Source organism: Pseudalkalibacillus hwajinpoensis, from assembly GCF_039851965.1.
Lineage (GTDB): Bacteria > Bacillota > Bacilli > Bacillales > Guptibacillaceae > Guptibacillus > Guptibacillus hwajinpoensis_E.
Genome location: NZ_CP156674.1, coordinates 2223805 through 2245736 on the forward strand (window position 1 = coordinate 2223805; position 21932 = coordinate 2245736).

Consider the following 21932-nt stretch of genomic DNA (forward strand, 5'->3'; position numbering starts at 1 on the left):
TACTCCTTGCTCTTATTTAAGAGCCGTTAGACCAAAAGGAGGTGAACGGAATGCGTAACTACGAAATTATGTACATTATCCGTCCAAACATTGAAGAGGATGCACAGAAAGCTCTTGTTGAGCGTTTCAACGGAATCCTTACAGACAATGGTGCGGAAATTAATGAAGCTAAAGAAATGGGTAAGAAGCGTCTTGCTTATGAAATCGAGAATTTCAACAGCGGGATCTACATGCTTCTTAACATTAACAGTAATACTGAAGCGATTGAGGAATTCAGCCGTTTGATGAAAATCAACGACGATGTTCTTCGTTTCATGACGATCAACCTAGAAGAAGCTAAAAAGTAATTGTTCTATAAATAGGAGGGGTTCTGATGCTGAATCGCGTCGTATTAGTTGGACGTTTAACAAAAGACCCTGAATTGCGTTATACCCCTAGTGGCGTAGCGGTTGCGAACTTCACACTTGCTGTGAATCGCCCGTTTACGAATCAGCAGGGAGACCGCGAAGCTGATTTTATCAACATTGTTGTATGGCGCAGACAGGCAGAAAATGCAGCCAATTTCTTGAAAAAAGGCAGCCTTGCTGGTGTAGATGGACGAGTTCAGACTCGCTCTTATGATAATAGCCAGGGACAGCGTGTGTTTGTGACAGAAGTGATGGCTGAAAGCGTCCAATTTCTCGAGCCTAAAGGTGCAAACCAGGGCGGTGGCGGAAGCGGCAACAGTAGTAACTACGGTGGCGGCAACCAAAACAGAGAAACCGGCGGTTACGGGAATCAGAACCAAAATCGTGATAACAACCGTGATCACTCCAATTTTGGAGATGACCCGTTTGCGAGCGATGGCAAGCCAATCGACATTTCAGATGATGACTTGCCGTTCTAATACTCTCTGTTTCGAGCGGTGAAAACAGAGAACGAATTTTAAATGCAAAGGAGGTAACTACCCATGGCAAGACCAGGTGGACGCAGAGGTCGTCGTAAAAAGGTTTGTTTCTTCACAGTAAACAAAATCACTTACATCGACTATAAAGATGTAGATCTTCTTAAACGCTTCGTATCTGAGCGTGGAAAAATTCTTCCACGTCGTGTAACAGGTACTAGCGCTAAATACCAACGTCAATTGACTCGTGCGGTTAAACGTGCTCGTCAAATGGCTTTACTACCATACGTACTTGGTGAGTAAGCTGAACAAAAAGCAGCAGGATTTCTCCTGCTGCTTTTTTCTATGCACTTCCTTCATAAAAGCTTAATGTTTGATTCATTAAAATATTGGCTTCATGGGCCTTTCTTTCTGAATTTCAGGATATGTGGTTTATCTTCTCTGCAAGATAGGGTATATGTACTTTACAAGAAACCAATGGGAGGAAAACCACTCATGAAGAGCGTAGAAACAAAGACAATTACATTAACTAATCAACTTAGCATGAATTCACTCATTTCATTTGTGAAACAGGCAAAGTCATTTGATAGTCACGTATCCCTGTATCGAAATGGATATAGCATTAATGGAAAGAAACTATCAAGCGTGATCACGTTTAATTTAACAGTGAAAGAAAATGATTCTATTCTGATCATCACAGATGGTGTAGATGCTTCTCATGCATCAGAACACTTAATTGAATGGCTTAAGAAAGAAATGGATCTTCTTGCAGAGCAAACACTCTCTCCTATGTAATACATATAGGCTGTTGAATAAACAGACTGTTTTTATTGCCATCTATTCCTGAAATATTTGCTGAAACGGGCAGAAATTCTTACGATGTAGTAAGGAGATCTGAGCCCGTTTTTTGATGCGGTAAAGTCCGATGATTCAGATTATTAGGTTCTTTAATCTTCCATTCAAACTTATTGTTTGCATTTTTAAGGTATGAAATTTTACTGTCCCTTTCGAGTGGGATAGAATAGAGACTGGTAGCTTTTAGAGCCTGAGAGTTTTTAAAGGTTTTTGCTCTAGCTGCAGTGGCCAGGTCCTCGATCGCTTCACCCTTCAATCAGAACACAAAAGGCGTGTTCATATGGAAGGGCTCCAGCGCTTGTCGGACCTAACCGGCCGCTTCCGCTTTACTGATCTAGCTGCAGTGGCCAGACCCTCTGTCACTTCACCATCCAACTCGAACACAAAGAACGTGTTCAAATTGGAAGGCTCCAGTGCCTGACGGGTCTAACCGGCCACTCCCGCTTTTTACTGCTCTAGCTGCAGTGGCCAGGTCCTCGATCGCTTCACCCTTCAATCAGAACACAAAAGGCGTGTTCATATGGAAGGGCTCCAGCGCTTGTCGGACCTAACCGGCCACTTCCGCTTTATGAAAAGGATGGTAATTTTGAAAAATCAAACTGTTAAGCAGTTAGTTGAAGGGGCTGCGCTTGCGGCTGTGTTTGCTGTATTGTTTTTAATTTCTACTTATGTGCCTCTTCTTGGTTCGATTACGTTATGGACGTTGCCTTTGCCATTTATTTTGATGATTGTTCGAAATGGTCCTGGTAGTGGTTTTGTAATGTGGGGGGTTACGATTGTTATTGGATTTTTAGTTGCTGGTATCCCCTCGTTGATTGCCACACTGACATTTGGAATTGGAGGGCTTACGGCGGGATATTTGTATTACCTTCGTAAATCAGCACTTGCTGTTCTTATTGGAAGTAGTGTTGCCTACGTGGTGAGTCTGGTGCTTGTTTTTGTTTCTAGTATTTTATTAATTGGTCAAAATCCTGCTGATCTTGCGATGGAGATGTTGAATCAATCCATTCGACAGGCTGAGTATTTTTCCAATATGCTAGGACAGGAGAGTAATCAGTTTGAGATGCTTCGGGAACAAATCAGTGTTATCCGCTATCTTATTCCAACTGCGCTGGTAATGCTTGGTGTAGTGATTGCGCTTATTTCTCAACTTATTTCAGTTCCAGTACTGAAAAGAGTAGGGGGATTTCAACCACCAGTATTTAAGCCAATACGAGAATGGGCATTTCCGAAGAGCTTTTTATGGTATTATTTAGTTGTTACCATTCTTATGATGGTTGGATTAGAAGAAGGATCAACTGCTTTTGTTGCTGCTATTAACGTTTACTCTATTTTAAACGCTCTTATTTTCGTGCAGGGACTAGCGGTTATTTATTTTTTTAGCCATCAAAGAAGGTGGCCAATTGTCGTGCCAATTCTATTAACTTTTCTCGGCTTCGCAATGACAACATTTGTTGTTATTATTGGTATTATTGATCTTGGTTTTGAACTGCGAAGGAGAATGAAATCATAGGTAGGAGCTGAAAATATGCCAAAGTTTTTAACGAAACGGTGGCATGGTTATCATGTGGTAGCCTTGTTCGTCATTTCTGTCCTGTTTATCGGCATCATCACCTATTATAATTGGATCCTTGGTATAGGGAGCGTAGTGGTTATGACGCTTCTTGTCTATACAGCCATTCGGGCGGAATCCATCTTCCAGGAAGCCCTTCGTAACTATGTCTCGACCCTCTCCCATCGAGTGAAAAAGGTTGGAGACGAAGCTTTAATGGAGATGCCGATTGGAATATTGCTGTATGATGAGGAATATCACATTGAATGGACTAATCCATATTTACCAACAATGATTGAAAATAATCAGTTGATTGGACATTCTCTTAATGATATTTCGGAGCAGATTATTCCATTTCTTAAATCGGAAACAACAGAAGAAGTTCTAACGATTAATGAACGTAAATACAAAACCTATTTTAAACAGGAAGAAAGACTGCTTTACTTCTTTGATGTGAGTGAAAAAGTTGAAATCCAACGTCTATATAATGAGGAAAAGACGGTTGTTGGAATTGTTTATCTTGATAACTACGAAGAGGTTACCCAGGGGCTCGGAGATCAGGTGAAAAGTAATTTAAACAGTGCGGTTACTTCCATCTTAAACAACTGGGCTGATGAACATGGTGTTTTTCTAAAACGAAGCTCTTCAGAAAAGTTCTTTGCTATTCTGAATCAAAAGATTCTACAAGAATTTGAGAAAAATAAATTCTCGATTCTTGATGAGGTTCGCGAGGCAACTTCCAAAGAAAATGTTTCGATTACGCTTAGTATCGGAGTTGGGAGCGGTCATAGTTCGCTGACTGAGCTTGGACAACTCGCTCAATCAAGTCTTGATTTAGCCCTGGGGCGCGGTGGTGACCAGGTAGCGATTAAACAAACAACCGGTAAGGTTAAGTTCTACGGCGGAAAAACAAATCCGATTGAAAAGCGGACAAGAGTTAGAGCACGTGTTATTTCACATGCGTTGCGTGAACTTGTTCTAGATAGTGATCAAGTTATCATCATGGGGCACAAAAACCCTGACATGGATTCCATTGGAGCTTCAATTGGGATCTTAAAAGTTGCTCAGGCCAATGGAAAAGAAGGCTCAATTGTTTACGATCAAAACCAGAAGACTAGTGGTGTATCGCGATTAATTGAGGAAATTGAAGGGAATGAGCAGCTGTGGGCTCGATTTATAGCTCCTGAAGATGCCCTTGAGAACTGTACGCCAAATACACTTCTCGTTGTCGTTGATACTCACAAACCATCTCTTGTAATGGAAGAACGACTTTTACAAAAGCTTGATCACGTTGTGGTCATAGACCATCATCGACGCGGCGAAGAATTTATTGAGGATCCTGTCCTCGTTTATATGGAACCATATGCCTCATCTACGGCAGAACTTGTGACCGAGCTCTTTGAATATCAACCCAAACGGCTTAAAATGGACATTATGGAAGCGACAGCACTGCTGGCTGGTATCATTGTCGATACGAAGAGCTTCACGCTCAGGACGGGCTCCAGGACGTTTGACGCTGCCTCTTATTTGAGAGCGCACGGCGCTGATACGGTTCTTGTTCAGGAATTTCTAAGAGAAGATATTGCACAATATATTCGCAGGGCTAAAATCATCGAAAAAGCCCATATCTATCGCAACGGTATCGCGATAGCGCTCGGAGAAAAAGATCAAACCTATGATCAGGTTTTGATAGCACAGGCGGCAGATACACTGCTTTCTATGAGTGGAGTCATCGCATCTTTCGTTATATCCAAACGAAATGATGGTAAAATCAGCATCAGTGCAAGGTCTCTTGGTGAAGTAAATGTCCAGATTATTATGGAAGGCCTTGACGGTGGTGGGCATTTAACAAATGCTGCCACACAACTCGATTCAGGATCGATTGAAGAAGCAGAACGCCTGCTTAAAGAAACAATCGATGACTATTTAGAAGGGGGCGAAGAAGAATCATGAAAGTGATTTTTTTAGAAGACGTAAAAGGCAAAGGTAAAAAAGGTGAAGTGAAAAATGTAGCGGACGGATATGCCCGGAATCACCTGTTAAAGAATAATCTTGCAGTTGAAGCGAATAATGCAAATATGAAGACGCTAAAAGCAAAACAGCGCAGTGACGATAAGAAAGCACAGGAAGAGCTGGATGAAGCAAAGGCACTTAAGGAAACAATTGAAAGTCTTGAAGTGGAGTTACAGACAAAATCAGGTGAAGGTGGTCGATTGTTCGGCTCCATCACAAGCAAGAATATCGCCGAAGAGCTTAAGAAACAGAACATCAAAGTCGATAAGCGTAAAATCGAATTAGATGAACCAATCCGTTCCCTCGGTTACACAAATGTACCCATTAAATTGCACCATGATGTAACAGCAACTGTTAAAGTACACGTGGTAGAGCAATAATAGGTGATCACGGGTGGAAAATAGCGAAAAACTCAGGGGGAAAACAACATGAGTGATTTATTTGCTGATCGTACGCCACCTCAAAATATTGAAGCGGAACAAGCAGTCATAGGTGCTGTGTTCCTTGAAATCGATGCCCTTACAACAGCTACGGAATTACTCCAACCGGAGGACTTTTATCGAGCGGCGCATCAGAAGATCTTTTCTGTCATGATTGAGCTCTCCGAAAAAGGAGAGCCAGTCGATCTTGTTACAGTGACATCTGAGCTCCAGGATCGGAAGCTTCTTGAAGAGATTGGTGGAGTATCCTATCTAAGTGACCTGGCCAACTCCGTTCCAACAGCTGCAAACGTTGAATATTATTCAAAAATTGTGGAAGAAAAGTCCATTCTTAGACGACTAATACGAGCGGCGACGGATATTGCATCTGATGGATATGCGAAAGAAAATGAGATTGAGAACCTTCTTTCAGAAGCTGAAAAATCAATTATGGAAGTATCCCAGCGGAAAAATACCGGTGCGTTTATTTCGATTAAAGATGTTCTTGTCACAGCATACGACAATATTGAACTTCTTCAGAATAGCACAGGAGATATTACAGGGATCCCTACAGGATTTTCGGAGCTTGATCGCATGACGGCAGGTTTTCAGCGAAATGACTTGATCATCGTAGCTGCACGTCCTTCAGTAGGTAAAACAGCTTTTGCACTTAATATAGCGCAAAACGTAGCAACGAAGACCGATGAAAACGTTGCGATCTTTAGTCTTGAAATGGGTGCCGAACAACTCGTCATGCGTATGTTATGTGCTGAAGGAAATATTGATGCACAGCGCCTGCGTACAGGTGGTTTAACTGGAGATGATTGGCAGAAGCTAACAATGGCAATGGGAAGCCTTTCTAATGCAGGGATCTATATCGATGATACACCGGGTATTCGAGTAGGAGACATTCGCGCTAAGTGTAGACGCTTGAAGCAGGAGAAGGGCCTTGGCATGATCCTCATCGATTACATGCAGTTAATCCGTGGTGACGGATCGATAGAAAACCGTCAACAGGAAGTTTCTGAAATATCCAGATCCTTAAAAGGGATTGCACGTGAACTCGAAGTGCCCCTTATTTCTCTCTCGCAGCTTTCTCGTGGAGTTGAATCAAGACAGGATAAACGTCCGATGATGTCTGATATTCGTGAGTCAGGAAGTATTGAGCAGGATGCGGATATTGTCGCCTTTTTATATCGTGATGATTATTATGATAAAGAATCCGAGAATAAAAACATCATCGAAATTATCATTGCAAAGCAGCGAAATGGTCCGGTAGGTACTGTGGAGCTAGCGTTTGTGAAAGAGTATAATAAATTCGTTAACCTCGAGCGGCGTCACGATGAGAGTGACATGCCACCAGGTGCGTAGAAAAAGCCTCTGTTTGGAGGCTTTTTCTATTGTACATACTTAGTAGGGGTGAAAAATCAAGATCCTAGAGGTCCAATTAAACATTTAAATAACGAACGTAATTTTATTTTCATATATTATTGTTCGGGTTTGTTGACTTAGAAGCGTCTAATTGGTACACTTACCCTGGGTTTTTTAAAAAAGAAGCATGCTTCGCCGAATAAATTCGACAGAAGCATCTGGAGGTGCTCAAATGCCATCAGTAGTTGTGGTAGGAACACAGTGGGGCGATGAAGGTAAAGGAAAGATTACAGATTACCTCTCTGAAAATGCAGAAGTTGTCGCTCGTTATCAAGGCGGGAACAATGCAGGACATACGATTGTATTCGATGACACTAAATACAAGCTTCACTTGATTCCCTCAGGAATTTTCTATGATGATAAAATTTGTGTAATCGGAAATGGAATGGTTGTTGATCCGAAGGCTATTCTCGAAGAACTGTCATATTTACATGAGCGCAATGTAAGTACAGACAACCTTCGCATTAGCAATCGTGCTCACGTTATTCTCCCTTACCATTTGAAATTGGACATTGTTGAAGAAGAGTACAAAGGTGACAATAAAATCGGCACGACTAAAAAAGGAATCGGTCCTGCTTACATGGATAAAGCAGCGAGAATCGGAATCCGAATTTGCGACCTACTCGATCGAGAAGTTTTTGAAGAGAAGTTAGAACGTAACCTTGCAGACAAAAACAGACTTTTAGAAAGAATGTATGAAGTGGAAGGATTCAAGAAGGAAGATATTCTTGAAGAGTACTATGCGTACGGACAGGAAATTGCAAAGTATGTGGTCGATACATCTGTTGTGTTAAATGATGCTCTTGATGAAGGTCGCCGTGTTCTCTTTGAAGGCGCTCAAGGCGTTATGCTTGATATCGATCAGGGAACATATCCATTCGTTACTTCTTCAAATCCAATTGCCGGTGGCGTTACAATTGGATCAGGAGTTGGCCCAAGTAAAATAAATCATGTTGTTGGTGTTTCGAAAGCGTACACCACTCGTGTCGGTGATGGCCCATTCCCAACAGAGCTTCATGATGAAGTGGGAGATCGAATTCGTGAAGTAGGTAATGAATACGGAACTACAACAGGACGTCCGCGTCGTGTTGGTTGGTTTGACAGTGTTGTCGTTCGGCATGCACGCCGTGTGAGCGGGATTACTGATCTTTCCCTTAATTCGATAGATGTTTTAACTGGAATTGATACACTTAAGATTTGTACAGCTTATAAGTACAAAGGTGAAATTATCGAAGAGTTTCCTGCGAGCCTCAAAGTGCTTGCTGAATGCGAGCCTGTTTATGAGGAAATGCCAGGTTGGACAGAAGATATTACGGGTGTCCATAACCTTGGAGAGTTACCTCCTAACGCCCGTCATTACATTGAGCGCGTTTCTCAGCTTACAGGTATACCTTTGTCCATTTTCTCAGTTGGACCTGATCGTAACCAAACAAATATGATTCGTGGCGTTTTTGCATAAACATATTAAGCCTGGCAGTTAATAGCTGCCAGCTTTTTTGTTCTTTTCATTTTAAATGAAAAAATTTCTATTCATCAGCAGAACAAGAATTCGAAAGGTGTTGGAAAATTCTGCGCAAATAAATATTTTGTGGTAAAATTGGTCTATCATATTGTTATGCTTTGATGAGGTGGGTTAATGAGTCGGAATAAAAGGCAGGTCTTCAGACAGCAGCTTGATGTCCCTTTAACTGCTAGAATGAGAGTAGTTAAAAAGGGTATGCAGGATGAACCAGAGTTTAATCATAAAATTTATATTCATGACATTGGTCTTGAAGGGATTGGTTTTTCAGTAGATACTGAAGTTCCAATGCATACTGATGTGGAATTCTCGATTAAATTAAACGATGAGCCGTTTCAAATTAGAGGTGAAGTTGTTTGGGGGAAACTAAATGATCCCAATGATCCAAATACAAGAGAAAGTCACATTTTTGGAGTGAAATTTTATCTCCAAACGGACAAGGAATCGTCCCTTATTTTTCAGGAAGTCAATCGCTTTGCCATCCAACGTCATCGCCGTAAGCAAGAAATTCGTGAAATGATGAAAGAGAGATTAAAAAAGCAGGCAGAGGGGTAAAGTAACAGAAGTCACACTTCATTCCTCACTTGTTTTTTAAATTCTTTTCAAAAGAAACCTTGCTTTTTCTAAATAGCAGTGATAAGATAAATCTTGTCGTCGTAATAAGACGCATATGACGAGCCATTAGCTCAGTTGGTAGAGCATCTGACTTTTAATCAGAGGGTCGAAGGTTCGAGTCCTTCATGGCTCACCATTTTCTTCTTTGAAAGAATTTGGATGAGGAAGAAACAGTGCACAGCATTTAGAAGCATGCACATTATTGATTCATTCATACCGTCGCGGGGTGGAGCAGTTCGGTAGCTCGTTGGGCTCATAACCCAAAGGTCGCAGGTTCAAATCCTGCCCCCGCAACCAATTTAAAAATTTTCACTACGTCGAATAAGCTTCCTAAGCTAAAATTTATTTGTAGTCCCTTTAGGGGCAACCTAAACTCATAGCTTGGTACCATTCCTTTCAATCGTAAGTGTACAAATAATATATACTGGTCTCGTGGTGTAGCGGTTAACATGCCTGCCTGTCACGCAGGAGATCGCGGGTTCGATTCCCGTCGAGACCGCCATTTAATCTATTAAATGGTTTGAATAATAGATTAAAAACTAATATGGCTCTGTAGCTCAGTCGGTAGAGCAGAGGACTGAAAATCCTCGTGTCGGCGGTTCGATTCCGTCCGGAGCCACCATGATTTTTTCAACTAGCAACGTACATATAAAGCATATCTCCTTCTGGAGATATGCTTTTTTCTTGCCTTTATATAGAAGTCCATGAAGAACCTTCCATTTTGTTACCATGCCCTGCCATGATCGTGACAAAAAGACTACGTTTTAATTACAGATTGAGTCATTATACCCAAATGCTATTCCATTTGTGATAAAGTGCGTATCGTGAGTAAAAAAGATAGTTTTAGCTAGTGCAGGAGGAAGAAGGATGCAAAGATTACCCATACGCCGTTTGTTTCACCTTTCTATCATTTTAACGACAGCTATCATGCTTTTCTCGATGGAACCAGCTGATGCTTCCGTCTATAATCTCATGAAACCTGTCTATCATGTTTATGTAGATGGTGAAAATATTGGTACGGTTGATAATAAAGATAAATTGAATGAAACGATAGATAAACTGAAGCAGGAAGAGAAAGGGGACGGACTGGTTCTTTCGCTTGAGAATGAAGTGAAAGTGGTACCTGAACGACTTTTTCGACCTTCTTATGATAATAATGAAGCGATAAAGCAATTAGAAGATGACCTGGCTTTTGTTGCTGAGGGATATGAATTGTCGCTTGGAAAAGAAAAAGTAGGTATTTTTGCTAGCGAAAAACAGGCAAAAAATGCGTTGTGGGCATACGCTAAGCCGTTTCTATCTGAAGATCACATCGAAAAGGTAGAAAGAATGACTAAAAATGAACTGCCAACGGGTAAGAAACGCTATCCTGCAGATGCCCTGGAATTCTCAGAAGCCGCTTCTATTGAAAAAATTGACGCTGCTCCACAAGATGTTTTGACTGAGGGTGAGGGTGTTTCTCGCCTCTCTAAAGGCTATAAAGAAGAATATATACATAGCGTGGAAGAGGATGAAACCCTAGAAGAACTCGCGAAGAAGTATGAAATGACAGAAGAGGAAGTAGTTGAGCTCAATGATCTTTCAGAGGATGAAGAATTAAATAAGGGAGATGAGCTTCAAGTTCTTAAGGAGAAACCGTTTGGTATGGTAGTAGAAACACTTCAATCCGTTGAAGATGAAGCGATTACCCATAAGACGGAAACAAAGAAAAGTAATTCGCTTTTAAAAGGTGAAAGAGAAGTCACGCAGACTGGGAAAGATGGAGAGAAATCTGTTACGTATCGCATTACCCGAGAGAACGGAAGAGTAGTAGCGAAGGACGTTGTGGAAGAAGAAGTAATGGTTGAGCCCGTAACAGAGGAGATAACGGTTGGAACGAAAGAAATCTCTTCCAAAGGAACAGGCTCGTTCGAGTGGCCGGCTGTGGGCGGTACAATTACTAGTAAACAGGGAGATCGCTGGGGCTCCTTTCATAAAGGAATAGACATTGCTGGCGTATCGGATAAAACGATCAGTACAGTGGACAATGGAACGGTTAAAGCGGCTGGAAAGAGAAGCGGCTATGGTAATCAAGTAACGATCAGCCATAACAATGGCTTGGAAACAACCTATTCACACCTTGCTTCCATTTCCGTATCAGTTGGTGACACCGTTCAGAAGGGTTCAAAAATAGGGATGATGGGAACCACAGGTAAATCTACTGGCATTCATCTTCACTTTGAAGTTTATAAAAATGGTGAACTGCAAAATCCAATGAAATATTTATAATTGAGAAACCTTCAGTGAAAGCTGAAGGTTTTCTTGTTGATCATTTCAAACAACTAATCGTGAGCTTAAAGCACGTTTTGCGTGACTCTAAAGAGGTGTCAGGTTTTCCAAATTGAAGTTAGGGGAAGGTCTCAGAGGAAGATCATAAATAAATGCTACATAATATGATAAAATAGACAAAATGATACATGTTTTTTACAACGTTTAAATGATATTGTCATATCAAAAAAGGAGCGTTCATAATGGACAAGAAAATTCTTGTTGTAGATGATGAAAAACCAATTGCAGATATATTGCAATTTAATTTAGAAAAGGAAGGGTTTACAGTTGTTTGTGCTTACGATGGCGATGAAGCGATTGCAAAAGTCGAAGAAGAGAATCCTGATATGATTCTTCTCGATATCATGCTTCCCCAACGGGACGGTATGGAAGTTTGTCGTGAGGTACGAAAGAAGTACGAGATGCCGATTATTATGCTGACGGCAAAGGATTCAGAAATTGATAAAGTGCTAGGACTTGAGCTTGGTGCAGATGATTATGTAACAAAACCGTTTAGTACGCGAGAGCTTATTGCACGTGTGAAGGCGAATTTAAGACGTCGCCAGCAGGAGCCTGAAAAAGAATCTTCAACTAACGCTTTAATCAAGGTTGGAGTTTTGACGATTCACCCTGATGCCTACCTTGTAACGAAGCGGGAAGAAACCATTGAATTGACTCATCGAGAGTTCGAGCTACTGCATTATTTATCGAAACATATTGGACAGGTCATGACCAGAGAGCATCTGCTTCAGACGGTATGGGGTTATGATTATTTTGGAGACGTAAGAACGGTGGATGTAACGGTACGTAGACTTCGTGAGAAGGTTGAAGATAATCCTAGTCACCCAACATGGATTATTACACGTCGTGGAGTAGGGTATTATATGCGTGAACCGGAACAGGAGCAGTAAAGCATAGATGGGAAAGGTTGGGTTTTTTAAGTCCATTCATTTTAAGTTTGCAATTGTATATGTACTACTCATTCTCATCGCTATCCAGTTTATATCGGTTTATTTTAACGATAAGCTTGAGGACAGGTTTCAGAAGAACTATATCACTTCGGTAAGAGACCGGGCTGAATTACTTGCTGACAATGTATCGGACCAGGTGAACAGTAAAAGTGATGAAGAGGAGAACACCATCACGAACTTAATCGCGAATTTCAGACAAAATGAAATTCGGCAGATTCAAGTTGTGAATTCATTAGGTCAGGTTGTTGGCACGCTTTATGATGAAGGGATCGAAGGAACGCGCTCTACCAATGATTATGTCAATAGTGCACTTAATGGTGTGCCTGATGAGGATATTTTAATTGATGAAGAAGGTGAACGGTTTTTTGCTTATAGCTATCCCATTACAGGGGAGACAAATACGACTGTAGGTGCCGTTTATATTCAAGCGAACATGAATCAGGTGTTTGAGCAGGCAGACGAGGTTAACAGTTTGTTAGCACAATCCGCGCTTATTGCCCTTGTCCTAACAGGTCTCTTAGGCATCGTCATTTCCAGGACGATTACCCGTCCGATTTCAGATATGCGGAAGCAGGCACTTGTTATGGCGCGTGGAGACTTTACTCGAAAGGTTAAAGTCTATGGAGAGGATGAAATTGGTCAGCTTGCCCTTGCATTTAACGATTTAACGAGAAGGCTTCAGGAAGCTAATGCAATTACTGAGGGTGAACGACGAAAGCTTACATCAGTCCTTGCGTACATGACTGATGGAGTGATTGCTACAGATCGCGAAGGTATGATCATCCTCATGAACGACCGTGCAGAAGAGATGATGAGTGTTTCACGTGAAACAGTTCTTGGAACTTCCTTAAATAAAATTCTTCAATTTTCGGAAGAGAAAACATGGGACGATGTTTACAATGGTCCAGATTCGATGATTTTAGATTTAAGCAATGATCATCAAACCTTTATTATTCGCGTCAATTTTTCAATTATTCACAAAGAGGATGGTCCAATTAACGGGTTGATTGCTGTGCTGCATGATATCACTGAACAGGAGCAATTGGAACAAGAGCGCAGGGAATTTGTTGTGAATGTATCCCATGAGCTCAGAACACCTCTAACAACGATGAGAAGCTACCTGGAGGCCCTTCAGGAGGGTGCCCTACAGGATCCTGAAATCGCTCCTCGTTTCTTGAGCGTTACGCAAAATGAAACGGAGAGAATGATTCGATTGGTCAATGATCTTCTTCAGCTTTCAAAAATGGATAAGAAGGAATATCGCCTGGAGTTTACTGAGGTTGATTTTGTTGAGATGTTTGATCACGTATTAGATCGCTTTGAAATGTCTAAACGTGAGAATATCAAGATTGTCAGACAGCTCCCACGCGTATCGATTTATACAAAAGTTGATAAAGATAAAATGACCCAGGTGCTTGATAATATTATTTCCAATGCAATTAAATATTCTCCAGATGGTGGTACGATAACAGCTCGCTGCTGGACGATAGGGAAGAAGATTCGTATAAGTATAAGTGACGAAGGCGTTGGAATTCCGAAGAACAACCTCTCCAAAATTTTTGATCGTTTCTATCGCGTCGATAAGGCACGCTCCAGGCAGTTAGGGGGAACTGGACTTGGACTTGCGATTGCGAAGGAAATGATCCATGCCCATCATGGAGATATTTGGGCAGAGAGTAAATGGGGTCAGGGAACAACAATCTACTTTACTCTTCCTTATAAACGAATAAGGGAGGTTGGTGAGAAGTGAAAATAACGAAAAAGCGTGTGGAGATGTTCAAAACCATTTTATTAAATGTGCTCGTTGTAACAAGTTTACTCCTGACTTGGCAAATCTGGACATATGAACCAGAATATGAGCAAGAAATAGCTCCTACAGAGGCAAGTCCGGTTGGTGTTAAAGAGGTCAGTATCGGCGAAGTAGTGAAACCAAATCAAGTGGTTTACCACAGAGATGATCAGCATTTCACTTCTTTTTACTCCAATACGATCAACACATTTTATAATGAATTTGTTTCAGGGGTGAAAATCAAATCATTTACAATGGAAAATAATATGGAAAGCCTTCTGAATGTAGGTAATAGTGTCGAACTTATTTTCCCCACGTTGCTTTCTAATGATGTTTTGAAGAAGCTAGTGAGTGTATCAAAGGATGATATTCCACTGGCATCGTTTGATCGGATAATTATCCCTTCCGTCGCATCAGGTAAAAACAATGAAATCATTTTCTTGAATACGATCAATCAGGTCGGAATGCGCGCTACTGTAGATGCTTCTAATGATATTAAGAATTGGTATTCTGACTTCTTTGCATCATTTGACGTAAATACCGAAGCGTCAGAGAATATGAAAATAACAAGAGCCAAACCTTTTCAAGTGGCAGATGATTCGCCTGTTTTTTATGTTCCTATTCAGGGTGTTGAAGTAGAAACATATGGTGGGAGCACTGATGAACTAACGAATGAAAAAGCGTTTAAAGAGGCACTGTTCCCTGAACTGGATCGTGTAGAAGAAAGTACATTTAATATTTCTACGCTCTATACGGATGGAAGTCGCGATTTAACTTTTAATGACAATGCATATATGGTTTTTAAAAATCCGCCTTCTACTACTTCACGATTTGTGGCCAATGAAGCACCTATATTGACGGCGTATGGCTTTATTAATAAGCATTATGGCTTCCGTGTTAGTAACCTTAATGAAGATGAGTATTATCTCAATGAATGGATTACAACTTCAGATAACAACTCAGATCAAATCACGTTCAGGCTAAATACTGAAGGATATCCACTTTTTAGCTCTTCTATGGAAGATCTGGATGAGATTGATATCAACATTGAAAATAATGAAGTGAGCACCTACAAGCGGATGCTGAAAGTAATCCAATATGCAGCTGAATTAGAAGCACGTACGCTACCTGGCTATGAAGAGTTTATTGGGCTATTGGATAGTGGAAACTTTAAAAAAAGCGAGCTTAGGAATATAACGATTGGCTTTACTATTGATCGAACAGCCGGGCAGTCCTACGATTTTACATTAGTGCCCCAATGGTATGTAAAAGTGAACCAGACATGGATACCACTGCAATCAATTGACAATGGGGGAGGGGGAGCCTTTGGATTGGAATAGGACCAAAACCATACTGATTCTAACCTTCCTGATGTTCAATATCTTTCTAGTGAGTGATTTATATAAGAAACACACAGAGCTTAGTGGGATTGAGCAGTACAAACAGGTTTCGATTGAGCAACAGCTTGAAAATCAGGATGTAACGTATGAAAAAACGCTTCCTATTCAGGAGGAGAAAATGTCCTTCATTAGCGGGAAGGTACATGAGTTTACAGAGGAAGAAGAAAAGACTCTTGAAGAAGGAACAAGTCAGGATATTAAGCTGGATGATCGGAAACTTTTTTCTACACTAAAAAAACCTTTCCCGATTAGTGATCCAACAGATCCTTCAGCTTTTTCTATTTTTCTAGAAACGTATGTGTATGAAGGGGGGAAGTACCAGCGTTATACCTCTGATACGAAAAACCCGGATATCATTTACTTTGTTCAAACTTATGAAGATCGACCAATTTATAGTCAGAATTCTGGCATGTTGATTGTTACTCTTGAGGACGATAAAGTTGTTTCATATACTCAGACCTACTTAAATTTAAAGGAGATCGGTAAAGAGCGGAAGCTCGACCCGGCTTCTGAAACAATTGGACTTCTTCTTAATCAACAGAATATCCGCCCGTATGACAAAGTAGACGATGTGTCTATTGGTTATTATACGGTTACAATTGAAGACCAGCGTGATACATTCGTGTTTGTTCCAACCTGGCGCGTCGTTGTTTCGAATAAGAAAAATGATGACCCTGAGCGCGTCTATTTTGTAAATGCTATTGAGAAAACAGTGTTTAGTGACACAGAAGAGAATCTCGGAAGTGATGAGGAAAATGAACAGGATAGCGTAGAAGAACCGAAAGCAGCTGATCCTTCCAAACCTCAATCCTCCACAGGCGATAAGTAGGAGAGGAATGTAATATGTCTCTTGAATTCAGTGTGCTTGCGAGCGGAAGCACCGGAAACGCCATTTATGTCGGCACCGAGAAGCATAAGCTTCTTGTTGATGCCGGTTTGAGTGGAAAGAAACTTGAAGAATTGTTTGCTAAAGCCCATCTTGATCCAAAGGATCTGGATGGGTTGCTTGTGACTCACGAGCATAGCGACCACGTTAAAGGACTTGGTATTTTTGCACGACGATACAAGCTACCGATATATGCAAATGCGAAGACATGGCAGGCAATGAGTGGATTAATTGGCGAGATACCCACCGAGCAAAAGTTTCAGTTTGATATGGAAACCGTTAAAACATTTGAAGATCTCGATGTTGAATCGTTTGGCGTGTCCCATGATGCCGCTGAGCCAATGTTTTATGTGTTTCATCATGAAGGAAAAAAGCTTAGTATAGCTACAGATTTAGGATATGTAAGTGATCGAATAAAAGGTACGATTCGTGATTCAGATATGATCGTGTTTGAGTCCAATCACGATATTAATATGCTCATGATGGGCAGGTATCCCTGGAATGTGAAAAGACGCATATTAGGTGATATGGGTCACGTATCCAATGAGGATGCAGGAGCTGCACTTGCTGAAGTGATCGGTGATAAAACGAAGCGTATTTATTTAGCCCATTTAAGTAAAGATAATAATATGAAAGACCTGGCAAGATTGTCTGTTCAACAAACTCTCGAACAAAATGGGTTGGTAGTAGGAGATCAGGTTGATCTTTACGATACAGATCCTGCTGCACCAACTATTGTGACAACCATTTAATCAGGTTCTATTCTTTTTGTTCAGAGTATGAAAAGAGACAACAGCATAGAAGTACGGGTCTCCTTTTTACTGAAAGGAAAGGTGAAGAAATTGGGCTATTATGATAATGACGACTTTAACCGGCCAGTTAAGCAGAAGGGCAATCGCGGGGGGGCTTTTATTGCTGGACTCATCGGTGCGATTCTTGGTGCATTGTTACTCCTTTTTACGATCCCGGCTTTATCAGATTTTGGTGTGCTGCCCGATGTCTCGCTTGCCCCTCAGGAAGAGACGGAATCTGAAATCAATCAAGGAACGGTTACGAAAGATATAAGTATTGATGTTACAAACGATATAACTGCAGCAGTTGAAAATGTTGGAGAGGCCGTTGTAGGTGTGATCAACTTGCAGAAAACAGACTTCTGGGCTGAAGATTACGGGGAAGCGGGAGCAGGTTCAGGTGTTATTTACAAAAAAGAAGGCGGAGAAGCGTTTATTGTCACGAATAATCATGTAGTCGAGGGTGCAGGGCAGATTGAAGTTAGTTTAAATGCCGAGACACGCGTCTCAGCAGAGTTAGTAGGCACAGACCCTCTCATGGATCTTGCGGTACTTAGAATCCCTTCTGAGGCCGTTACGAAGATTGCAGAGTTTGGTGACTCTGATACGCTCAAGCCAGGAGAACCTGCCATTGCAATTGGAAACCCGCTTGGATTTCTTGAAGGTACAGTTACACAGGGAATTATAAGTAACCCTGAACGGTCGTTCCCAGTTGATACGGATCAGAATGGAACAATTGATTGGAATGCAGACGTCATTCAGACTGATGCATCTATTAATCCCGGAAACAGTGGTGGTGCTCTTATTAACATTTCTGGGCAGCTTGTAGGCATTAACTCAATGAAAATTGCACAGTCCAGTGTAGAGGGGATTGGTTTTTCAATTCCTATTAATATTGCTGCGCCGATTATTAGTGATCTTGAGAACTACGGTGAGGTGAGAAGACCACAAATCGGAATTGGTACCAAGTCTCTTTCTGAGATACCTACTTATCATTGGAGTGAGTCACTTAAGCTTCCTGACGATATTGATCATGGGGTAGTAGTGATGAGTGTGTTTCCTACCTCGTCTGGAGATCAAGCTGGTTTGAAAGAACTTGATGTTATTACAGCAATGGATGGCCAAGAAATTAAAAATTCGATTGAACTTAGGAAATTTCTTTATACGAAGAAGGAAATTGGGGATAAAGTTAAGCTTACGATTTATCGTGCTGGAGCTAAACAGGAGATTGATCTCACGCTCTCAGAACAGCAAAGCTCATAATAAGAAACAGGAGAGGAAACTCTCCTGTTTCCTTTTGTGAAAATTATGCACAGTTGATAACTGATTGATGGAGGGAACTATATGAAGTTGTATTGTTGTGAGGAGCATGTTGAGTTAGCACTTGACGTAGCAGTAGATGAAACAGGACAGTTTCCCGTTTTAGAAAAGGTTGTGGATAAGGGAGTGAAGTTATCAACAACCTGTGAATATTGTAGTAATCGACCAACATATATGGTGTCGAACTAATATTCGGTCACGATATGTGGATGGAAATTGTGCATATGTGGATAAAAACTGTGGATAACATGTTTACTTACTGTGGATGTTCGATATAGTGGATAAGTGAGGTATAAGATGAATATTAGTATCGTAACGGTTGGAAAGCTGAAGGAAAAATATTTAAAGCAAGGAATTGCTGAATACACAAAACGACTTGGTCCATACGCAAAAGTAGAGGTAATCGAAGTTCCTGATGAAAAAGCACCTGAAAATTTAAGTGAAACACAAATGGTTCAAGTAAAAAAGGCTGAAGGGCAGCGAATATTGGGAAAAATCTCTCCCGATGCTCATGTTATTGCACTTGCCATTGATGGAAAAATGAGAACCTCTGAGCAGCTTGCACATGAACTTGACCAGCTAGCTACCTATGGAAAGAGTAAAATTGCATTCGTGATTGGTGGTTCTCTTGGTTTAAGTGATGATGTGCTTAAGAGAGCCAATGACACATTGTCTTTTTCTAAAATGACTTTCCCACACCAGTTAATGAGACTTGTTCTAGTTGAACAAGTATATCGGGCGTTTAAAATTAATCGCGGTGAACCTTACCATAAGTAGTGGAACAGGTGGTGGGAAGCCTTTCTGCTAGTAGATATTGGCTCGTTTTCTAACGTTGCTGCTATTCATCCTTTCAGAACAGATTCTTGATGAATTAGGCGAAAAGACGGAGGCGGTAGTTAGCAACAGTTCTTTCCCAAAAAAGATGTAATGGCGTTGATAAGAAATTAGAATAACTGATCCTGTTGCCCTCTAAATTATTAAAAGCCTGGCGTGAGTTAATTTGTAAGTTCATACCAGGCTTTTTTTGTGATGTTTTTGAACCTAATATACCCTTTAATTACTGCTTTTGAAGCAATTGATTTACAGTCTCTGTATGTACTTACATGCTTAAAGAGATTAATCACATATACGACTTCACTTAGGAAAATGAAAGACGTATTCCTACTAAATAATGGGATAAACTTATCATAATAATAAAAACGGAAAGTTATAAAGATAGAAGTGGAGTTTGGTAGAACATCTCTCCTGCCTTTCGGAACCATAGAGAGCACCCAAAAGGCTCATTGTAGCCCATATTAGTAAGTTTAAATCTGCATTCGCTCCTGTTAAACTGTGATCCTTGCCATTTCTATTATGAGCCCAATGCTTACCCCTATTAAGAGTAAAGTCTGGCAAATACGGCTAATCTTTAAAAAGCACCCCTTCTTTATGAAACTCTTCCTATTAGTTTATTGTAGTATATAAAGTTCTAACTATAATCATGTTAATCATTTAGTGTGTAGTAGTTTTTAAATTGTCGAAGCTTCAACTTATTCAGGATATATTATCATAATACATCGATTAAAATATTGTCGTTTCATATAATAAATTCATTGGGTTATTTTTAGAAATACCTATTTCAAAAAACTAATACTCTCAATAAGAAGAAAGAAGATAATAAATGGGATGCCCACTTCTAAGTGAGTGTGAAAATAATTATTTTATTTGCTGCATACATAAATTGAATACAAGTAAACAAATTTGTACGCAAGTACACAATAAATGTATACTTGTATACATAAGAGTGTACACGTTGGTATTACTGATGTTTTCAAAAACGTAAACATGTACACAATAAATGTATACTTGTATACGTAAATGTACACAAGTATACATATATGTAAACTAGATAGATTGACTTATTGACGTCATCTGTGATTTCAGATAACTTTTAGGTTAATAGTAGAAATACTAGACTTCTAAACATGAAAGGATGGATCATTTAATGAGTAATTCAAGAATTGCAGCTGTTGATGTAGGTAACGACTCTTTAAAAGGAATCTATGGAAAAATTGAATCTGACCTATACATACCAAACGTTATTGCACGAGATATAGAAGATCGTCCGGTAATTGGAATCGAAGAATTAGATACGAAAGATCCGCTTGATGGCATTCACATTCGTGTGCACTCCCCTGCTTTGAAAGATAACAACGCAATCTACCGAGTAGGTAATCTAGCAACGAAAAGTGATAACCCTACAGAGTTGGATCCAGGAAGTGCAAAATCTGAAGAAGATCAAACACTCGTAATGCTGTTTGCTTCGCTTGCATTAGATGCAGTCGATGTGAAAAACTCAGCTAACTTCAAAAACCAAAACGGAGTTATTGATGCAAATTACACACTTGGAACTGGTCTTCCTTTACGTGAAGTTAAAGAGGGGAAAGACGTTGGTTATCGCTCAAGACTTCTTGGTTCTGTTCACCAGGTTGAGTTTCTTGTTACTCCGAAATACCAGGGTAAAAAGGTCAATATTAAATTTGACGAAGTAAAAGTTTATCCTGAAGGATTTGCAGCGTATATCAACCTTGTGATGGACAATGATTTAAACATCATTAACAAAGATTTAATTGATAAGCGTATTCTAATTCAGGATATTGGTGGACTTTCTACAGATATCGCTGTGATCAAAAATCGTAACGTTGATGATGACAAGGCACAGGGCTTCAACCTTGGAGTGGCTGAATCACTTGAGGCGATTCGTGAAGAAATCCGCTCGAAGCACGGTGTAGAACTTGATAGCCGTCGTGATGTTGTGGATATTATTACGAAGAAAAATGATCGCAATCATATTATGGTTCGCGGTAGTCGTACAAGCGTGCACGATATTACAGATCGCATTTTGCTAGAACTTGCTAAGAAGCAATATCGTCATCTTCGCAATGTATGGCAAAAGAATTCTCAATCAGAAATCTGTTATTTTGTCGGCGGGGGCTCAATTGTATTGAAAGATTACTTAAAAACGCTTAATAATAACCTGGACGGCTACAATATCGATTTCTTTGAAGATGAAAAAGAAAGCATCTGGATGATGTCCAACGCTTATTACAAGCTTATTTCTGATTACAACAGAAAGAATGCAAGGGAAAAGCCGCAGGAAAAGAAAGAAGATAAGCAGAAGGTCAAAAACTAGTAGGGTGAT

At 40.4% G+C, this 21932-nt stretch carries 20 protein-coding genes and 4 tRNA genes; all 24 read left to right on the top strand.

Features of this window, described 5'->3' with window-relative positions:
• Nucleotides 1–50: 50 nt before the first annotated feature.
• The 24 genes from rpsF (at nucleotide 51) to ABFG93_RS11825 (ending at nucleotide 21923) form a co-directional block, all read left to right on the top strand.
• Nucleotides 51–347 (top strand): 30S ribosomal protein S6, encoded by a 297-nt coding sequence (gene rpsF / locus ABFG93_RS11710; RefSeq protein WP_347548219.1) that lies wholly within the window; start codon nucleotides 51–53, stop codon nucleotides 345–347.
• Between the two features lie 26 nt (nucleotides 348–373).
• Nucleotides 374–886 (top strand): single-stranded DNA-binding protein, encoded by a 513-nt coding sequence (gene ssb, locus ABFG93_RS11715; RefSeq protein ID WP_194218159.1) that lies wholly within the window; start codon nucleotides 374–376, stop codon nucleotides 884–886.
• 63 nt (nucleotides 887–949) lie between these two features.
• Nucleotides 950–1186 carry a 30S ribosomal protein S18 gene (gene rpsR, locus ABFG93_RS11720; protein WP_098445608.1) on the top strand — a complete coding sequence of 79 codons (237 nt, stop codon included), beginning with the start codon at nucleotides 950–952 and terminating at the stop codon, nucleotides 1184–1186.
• A 192-nt stretch (nucleotides 1187–1378) separates the two neighbouring features.
• Nucleotides 1379–1678 (top strand): HPr family phosphocarrier protein, encoded by a 300-nt coding sequence (locus tag ABFG93_RS11725; RefSeq protein WP_347548220.1) that lies wholly within the window; start codon nucleotides 1379–1381, stop codon nucleotides 1676–1678.
• Between the two features lie 646 nt (nucleotides 1679–2324).
• Entirely contained in the window at nucleotides 2325–3251 is a 927-nt protein-coding gene (locus ABFG93_RS11730) for a YybS family protein (protein WP_347548221.1), read from the top strand.
• 15 nt (nucleotides 3252–3266) lie between these two features.
• Entirely contained in the window at nucleotides 3267–5243 is a 1977-nt protein-coding gene (locus ABFG93_RS11735; protein ID WP_347548222.1) for a DHH family phosphoesterase, read from the top strand.
• Complete coding sequence (rplI, locus tag ABFG93_RS11740) at nucleotides 5240–5683, top strand: 50S ribosomal protein L9 (RefSeq protein WP_347548223.1); 444 nt, start codon at nucleotides 5240–5242, stop codon at nucleotides 5681–5683. Before ABFG93_RS11735 ends, rplI begins: the two co-directional genes overlap by 4 nt.
• 48 nt (nucleotides 5684–5731) lie before the next feature.
• Nucleotides 5732–7093, top strand: a complete 1362-nt coding sequence (gene dnaB / locus ABFG93_RS11745) for a replicative DNA helicase (RefSeq protein WP_347548224.1) — start codon at nucleotides 5732–5734, stop codon at nucleotides 7091–7093.
• Nucleotides 7094–7325: 232 nt separating this feature from the next.
• A complete protein-coding gene (locus tag ABFG93_RS11750; RefSeq protein WP_347548225.1) occupies nucleotides 7326–8612 on the top strand; it encodes an adenylosuccinate synthase in 1287 nt (428 codons plus the stop codon).
• A gap of 177 nt (nucleotides 8613–8789) precedes the next feature.
• Nucleotides 8790–9227: a PilZ domain-containing protein gene (locus tag ABFG93_RS11755; RefSeq protein ID WP_347548226.1), complete on the top strand. Its 438-nt coding sequence runs from the start codon at nucleotides 8790–8792 to the stop codon at nucleotides 9225–9227.
• Nucleotides 9228–9347: 120 nt separating this feature from the next.
• A tRNA-Lys gene (locus ABFG93_RS11760) sits at nucleotides 9348–9423 on the top strand.
• A gap of 84 nt (nucleotides 9424–9507) precedes the next feature.
• Nucleotides 9508–9584 (top strand) — tRNA-Met (locus tag ABFG93_RS11765).
• Nucleotides 9585–9713: 129 nt separating this feature from the next.
• Nucleotides 9714–9789, top strand: a tRNA-Asp gene (locus tag ABFG93_RS11770).
• A gap of 44 nt (nucleotides 9790–9833) precedes the next feature.
• Nucleotides 9834–9909 (top strand) — tRNA-Phe (locus tag ABFG93_RS11775).
• Nucleotides 9910–10154: 245 nt separating this feature from the next.
• Nucleotides 10155–11555 carry a peptidoglycan DD-metalloendopeptidase family protein gene (locus ABFG93_RS11780; protein WP_347548227.1) on the top strand — a complete coding sequence of 467 codons (1401 nt, stop codon included), beginning with the start codon at nucleotides 10155–10157 and terminating at the stop codon, nucleotides 11553–11555.
• Between the two features lie 242 nt (nucleotides 11556–11797).
• On the top strand, nucleotides 11798–12505 hold the full coding sequence (gene yycF / locus ABFG93_RS11785) for a response regulator YycF (protein ID WP_347548228.1): 708 nt from the start codon (nucleotides 11798–11800) through the stop codon (nucleotides 12503–12505).
• Nucleotides 12506–12512: 7 nt separating this feature from the next.
• Complete coding sequence (gene walK / locus ABFG93_RS11790) at nucleotides 12513–14315, top strand: cell wall metabolism sensor histidine kinase WalK (RefSeq protein WP_347548229.1); 1803 nt, start codon at nucleotides 12513–12515, stop codon at nucleotides 14313–14315.
• The gene (locus ABFG93_RS11795) at nucleotides 14312–15694 is read left to right on the top strand and encodes a YycH family regulatory protein (protein ID WP_347548230.1); all 1383 of its coding nucleotides are present in this window, start codon (nucleotides 14312–14314) and stop codon (nucleotides 15692–15694) included. The genes walK and ABFG93_RS11795 overlap by 4 nt, the downstream gene beginning before the upstream one ends.
• The gene (locus ABFG93_RS11800) at nucleotides 15681–16583 is read left to right on the top strand and encodes a two-component system regulatory protein YycI (RefSeq protein ID WP_347548231.1); all 903 of its coding nucleotides are present in this window, start codon (nucleotides 15681–15683) and stop codon (nucleotides 16581–16583) included. Before ABFG93_RS11795 ends, ABFG93_RS11800 begins: the two co-directional genes overlap by 14 nt.
• 14 nt (nucleotides 16584–16597) lie before the next feature.
• Nucleotides 16598–17392, top strand: coding sequence for an MBL fold metallo-hydrolase (locus tag ABFG93_RS11805; RefSeq protein ID WP_347548232.1), 795 nt, complete (start codon nucleotides 16598–16600; stop codon nucleotides 17390–17392).
• A gap of 90 nt (nucleotides 17393–17482) precedes the next feature.
• Nucleotides 17483–18694 carry a S1C family serine protease gene (locus ABFG93_RS11810; RefSeq protein WP_347548233.1) on the top strand — a complete coding sequence of 404 codons (1212 nt, stop codon included), beginning with the start codon at nucleotides 17483–17485 and terminating at the stop codon, nucleotides 18692–18694.
• Between the two features lie 81 nt (nucleotides 18695–18775).
• Nucleotides 18776–18940 carry a CxxH/CxxC protein gene (locus tag ABFG93_RS11815; protein ID WP_347548234.1) on the top strand — a complete coding sequence of 55 codons (165 nt, stop codon included), beginning with the start codon at nucleotides 18776–18778 and terminating at the stop codon, nucleotides 18938–18940.
• A gap of 108 nt (nucleotides 18941–19048) precedes the next feature.
• The gene (gene rlmH, locus ABFG93_RS11820) at nucleotides 19049–19528 is read left to right on the top strand and encodes a 23S rRNA (pseudouridine(1915)-N(3))-methyltransferase RlmH (RefSeq protein ID WP_347548235.1); all 480 of its coding nucleotides are present in this window, start codon (nucleotides 19049–19051) and stop codon (nucleotides 19526–19528) included.
• Between the two features lie 1207 nt (nucleotides 19529–20735).
• A complete protein-coding gene (locus ABFG93_RS11825; protein WP_347548236.1) occupies nucleotides 20736–21923 on the top strand; it encodes a ParM/StbA family protein in 1188 nt (395 codons plus the stop codon).
• Nucleotides 21924–21932: the final 9 nt, after the last annotated feature.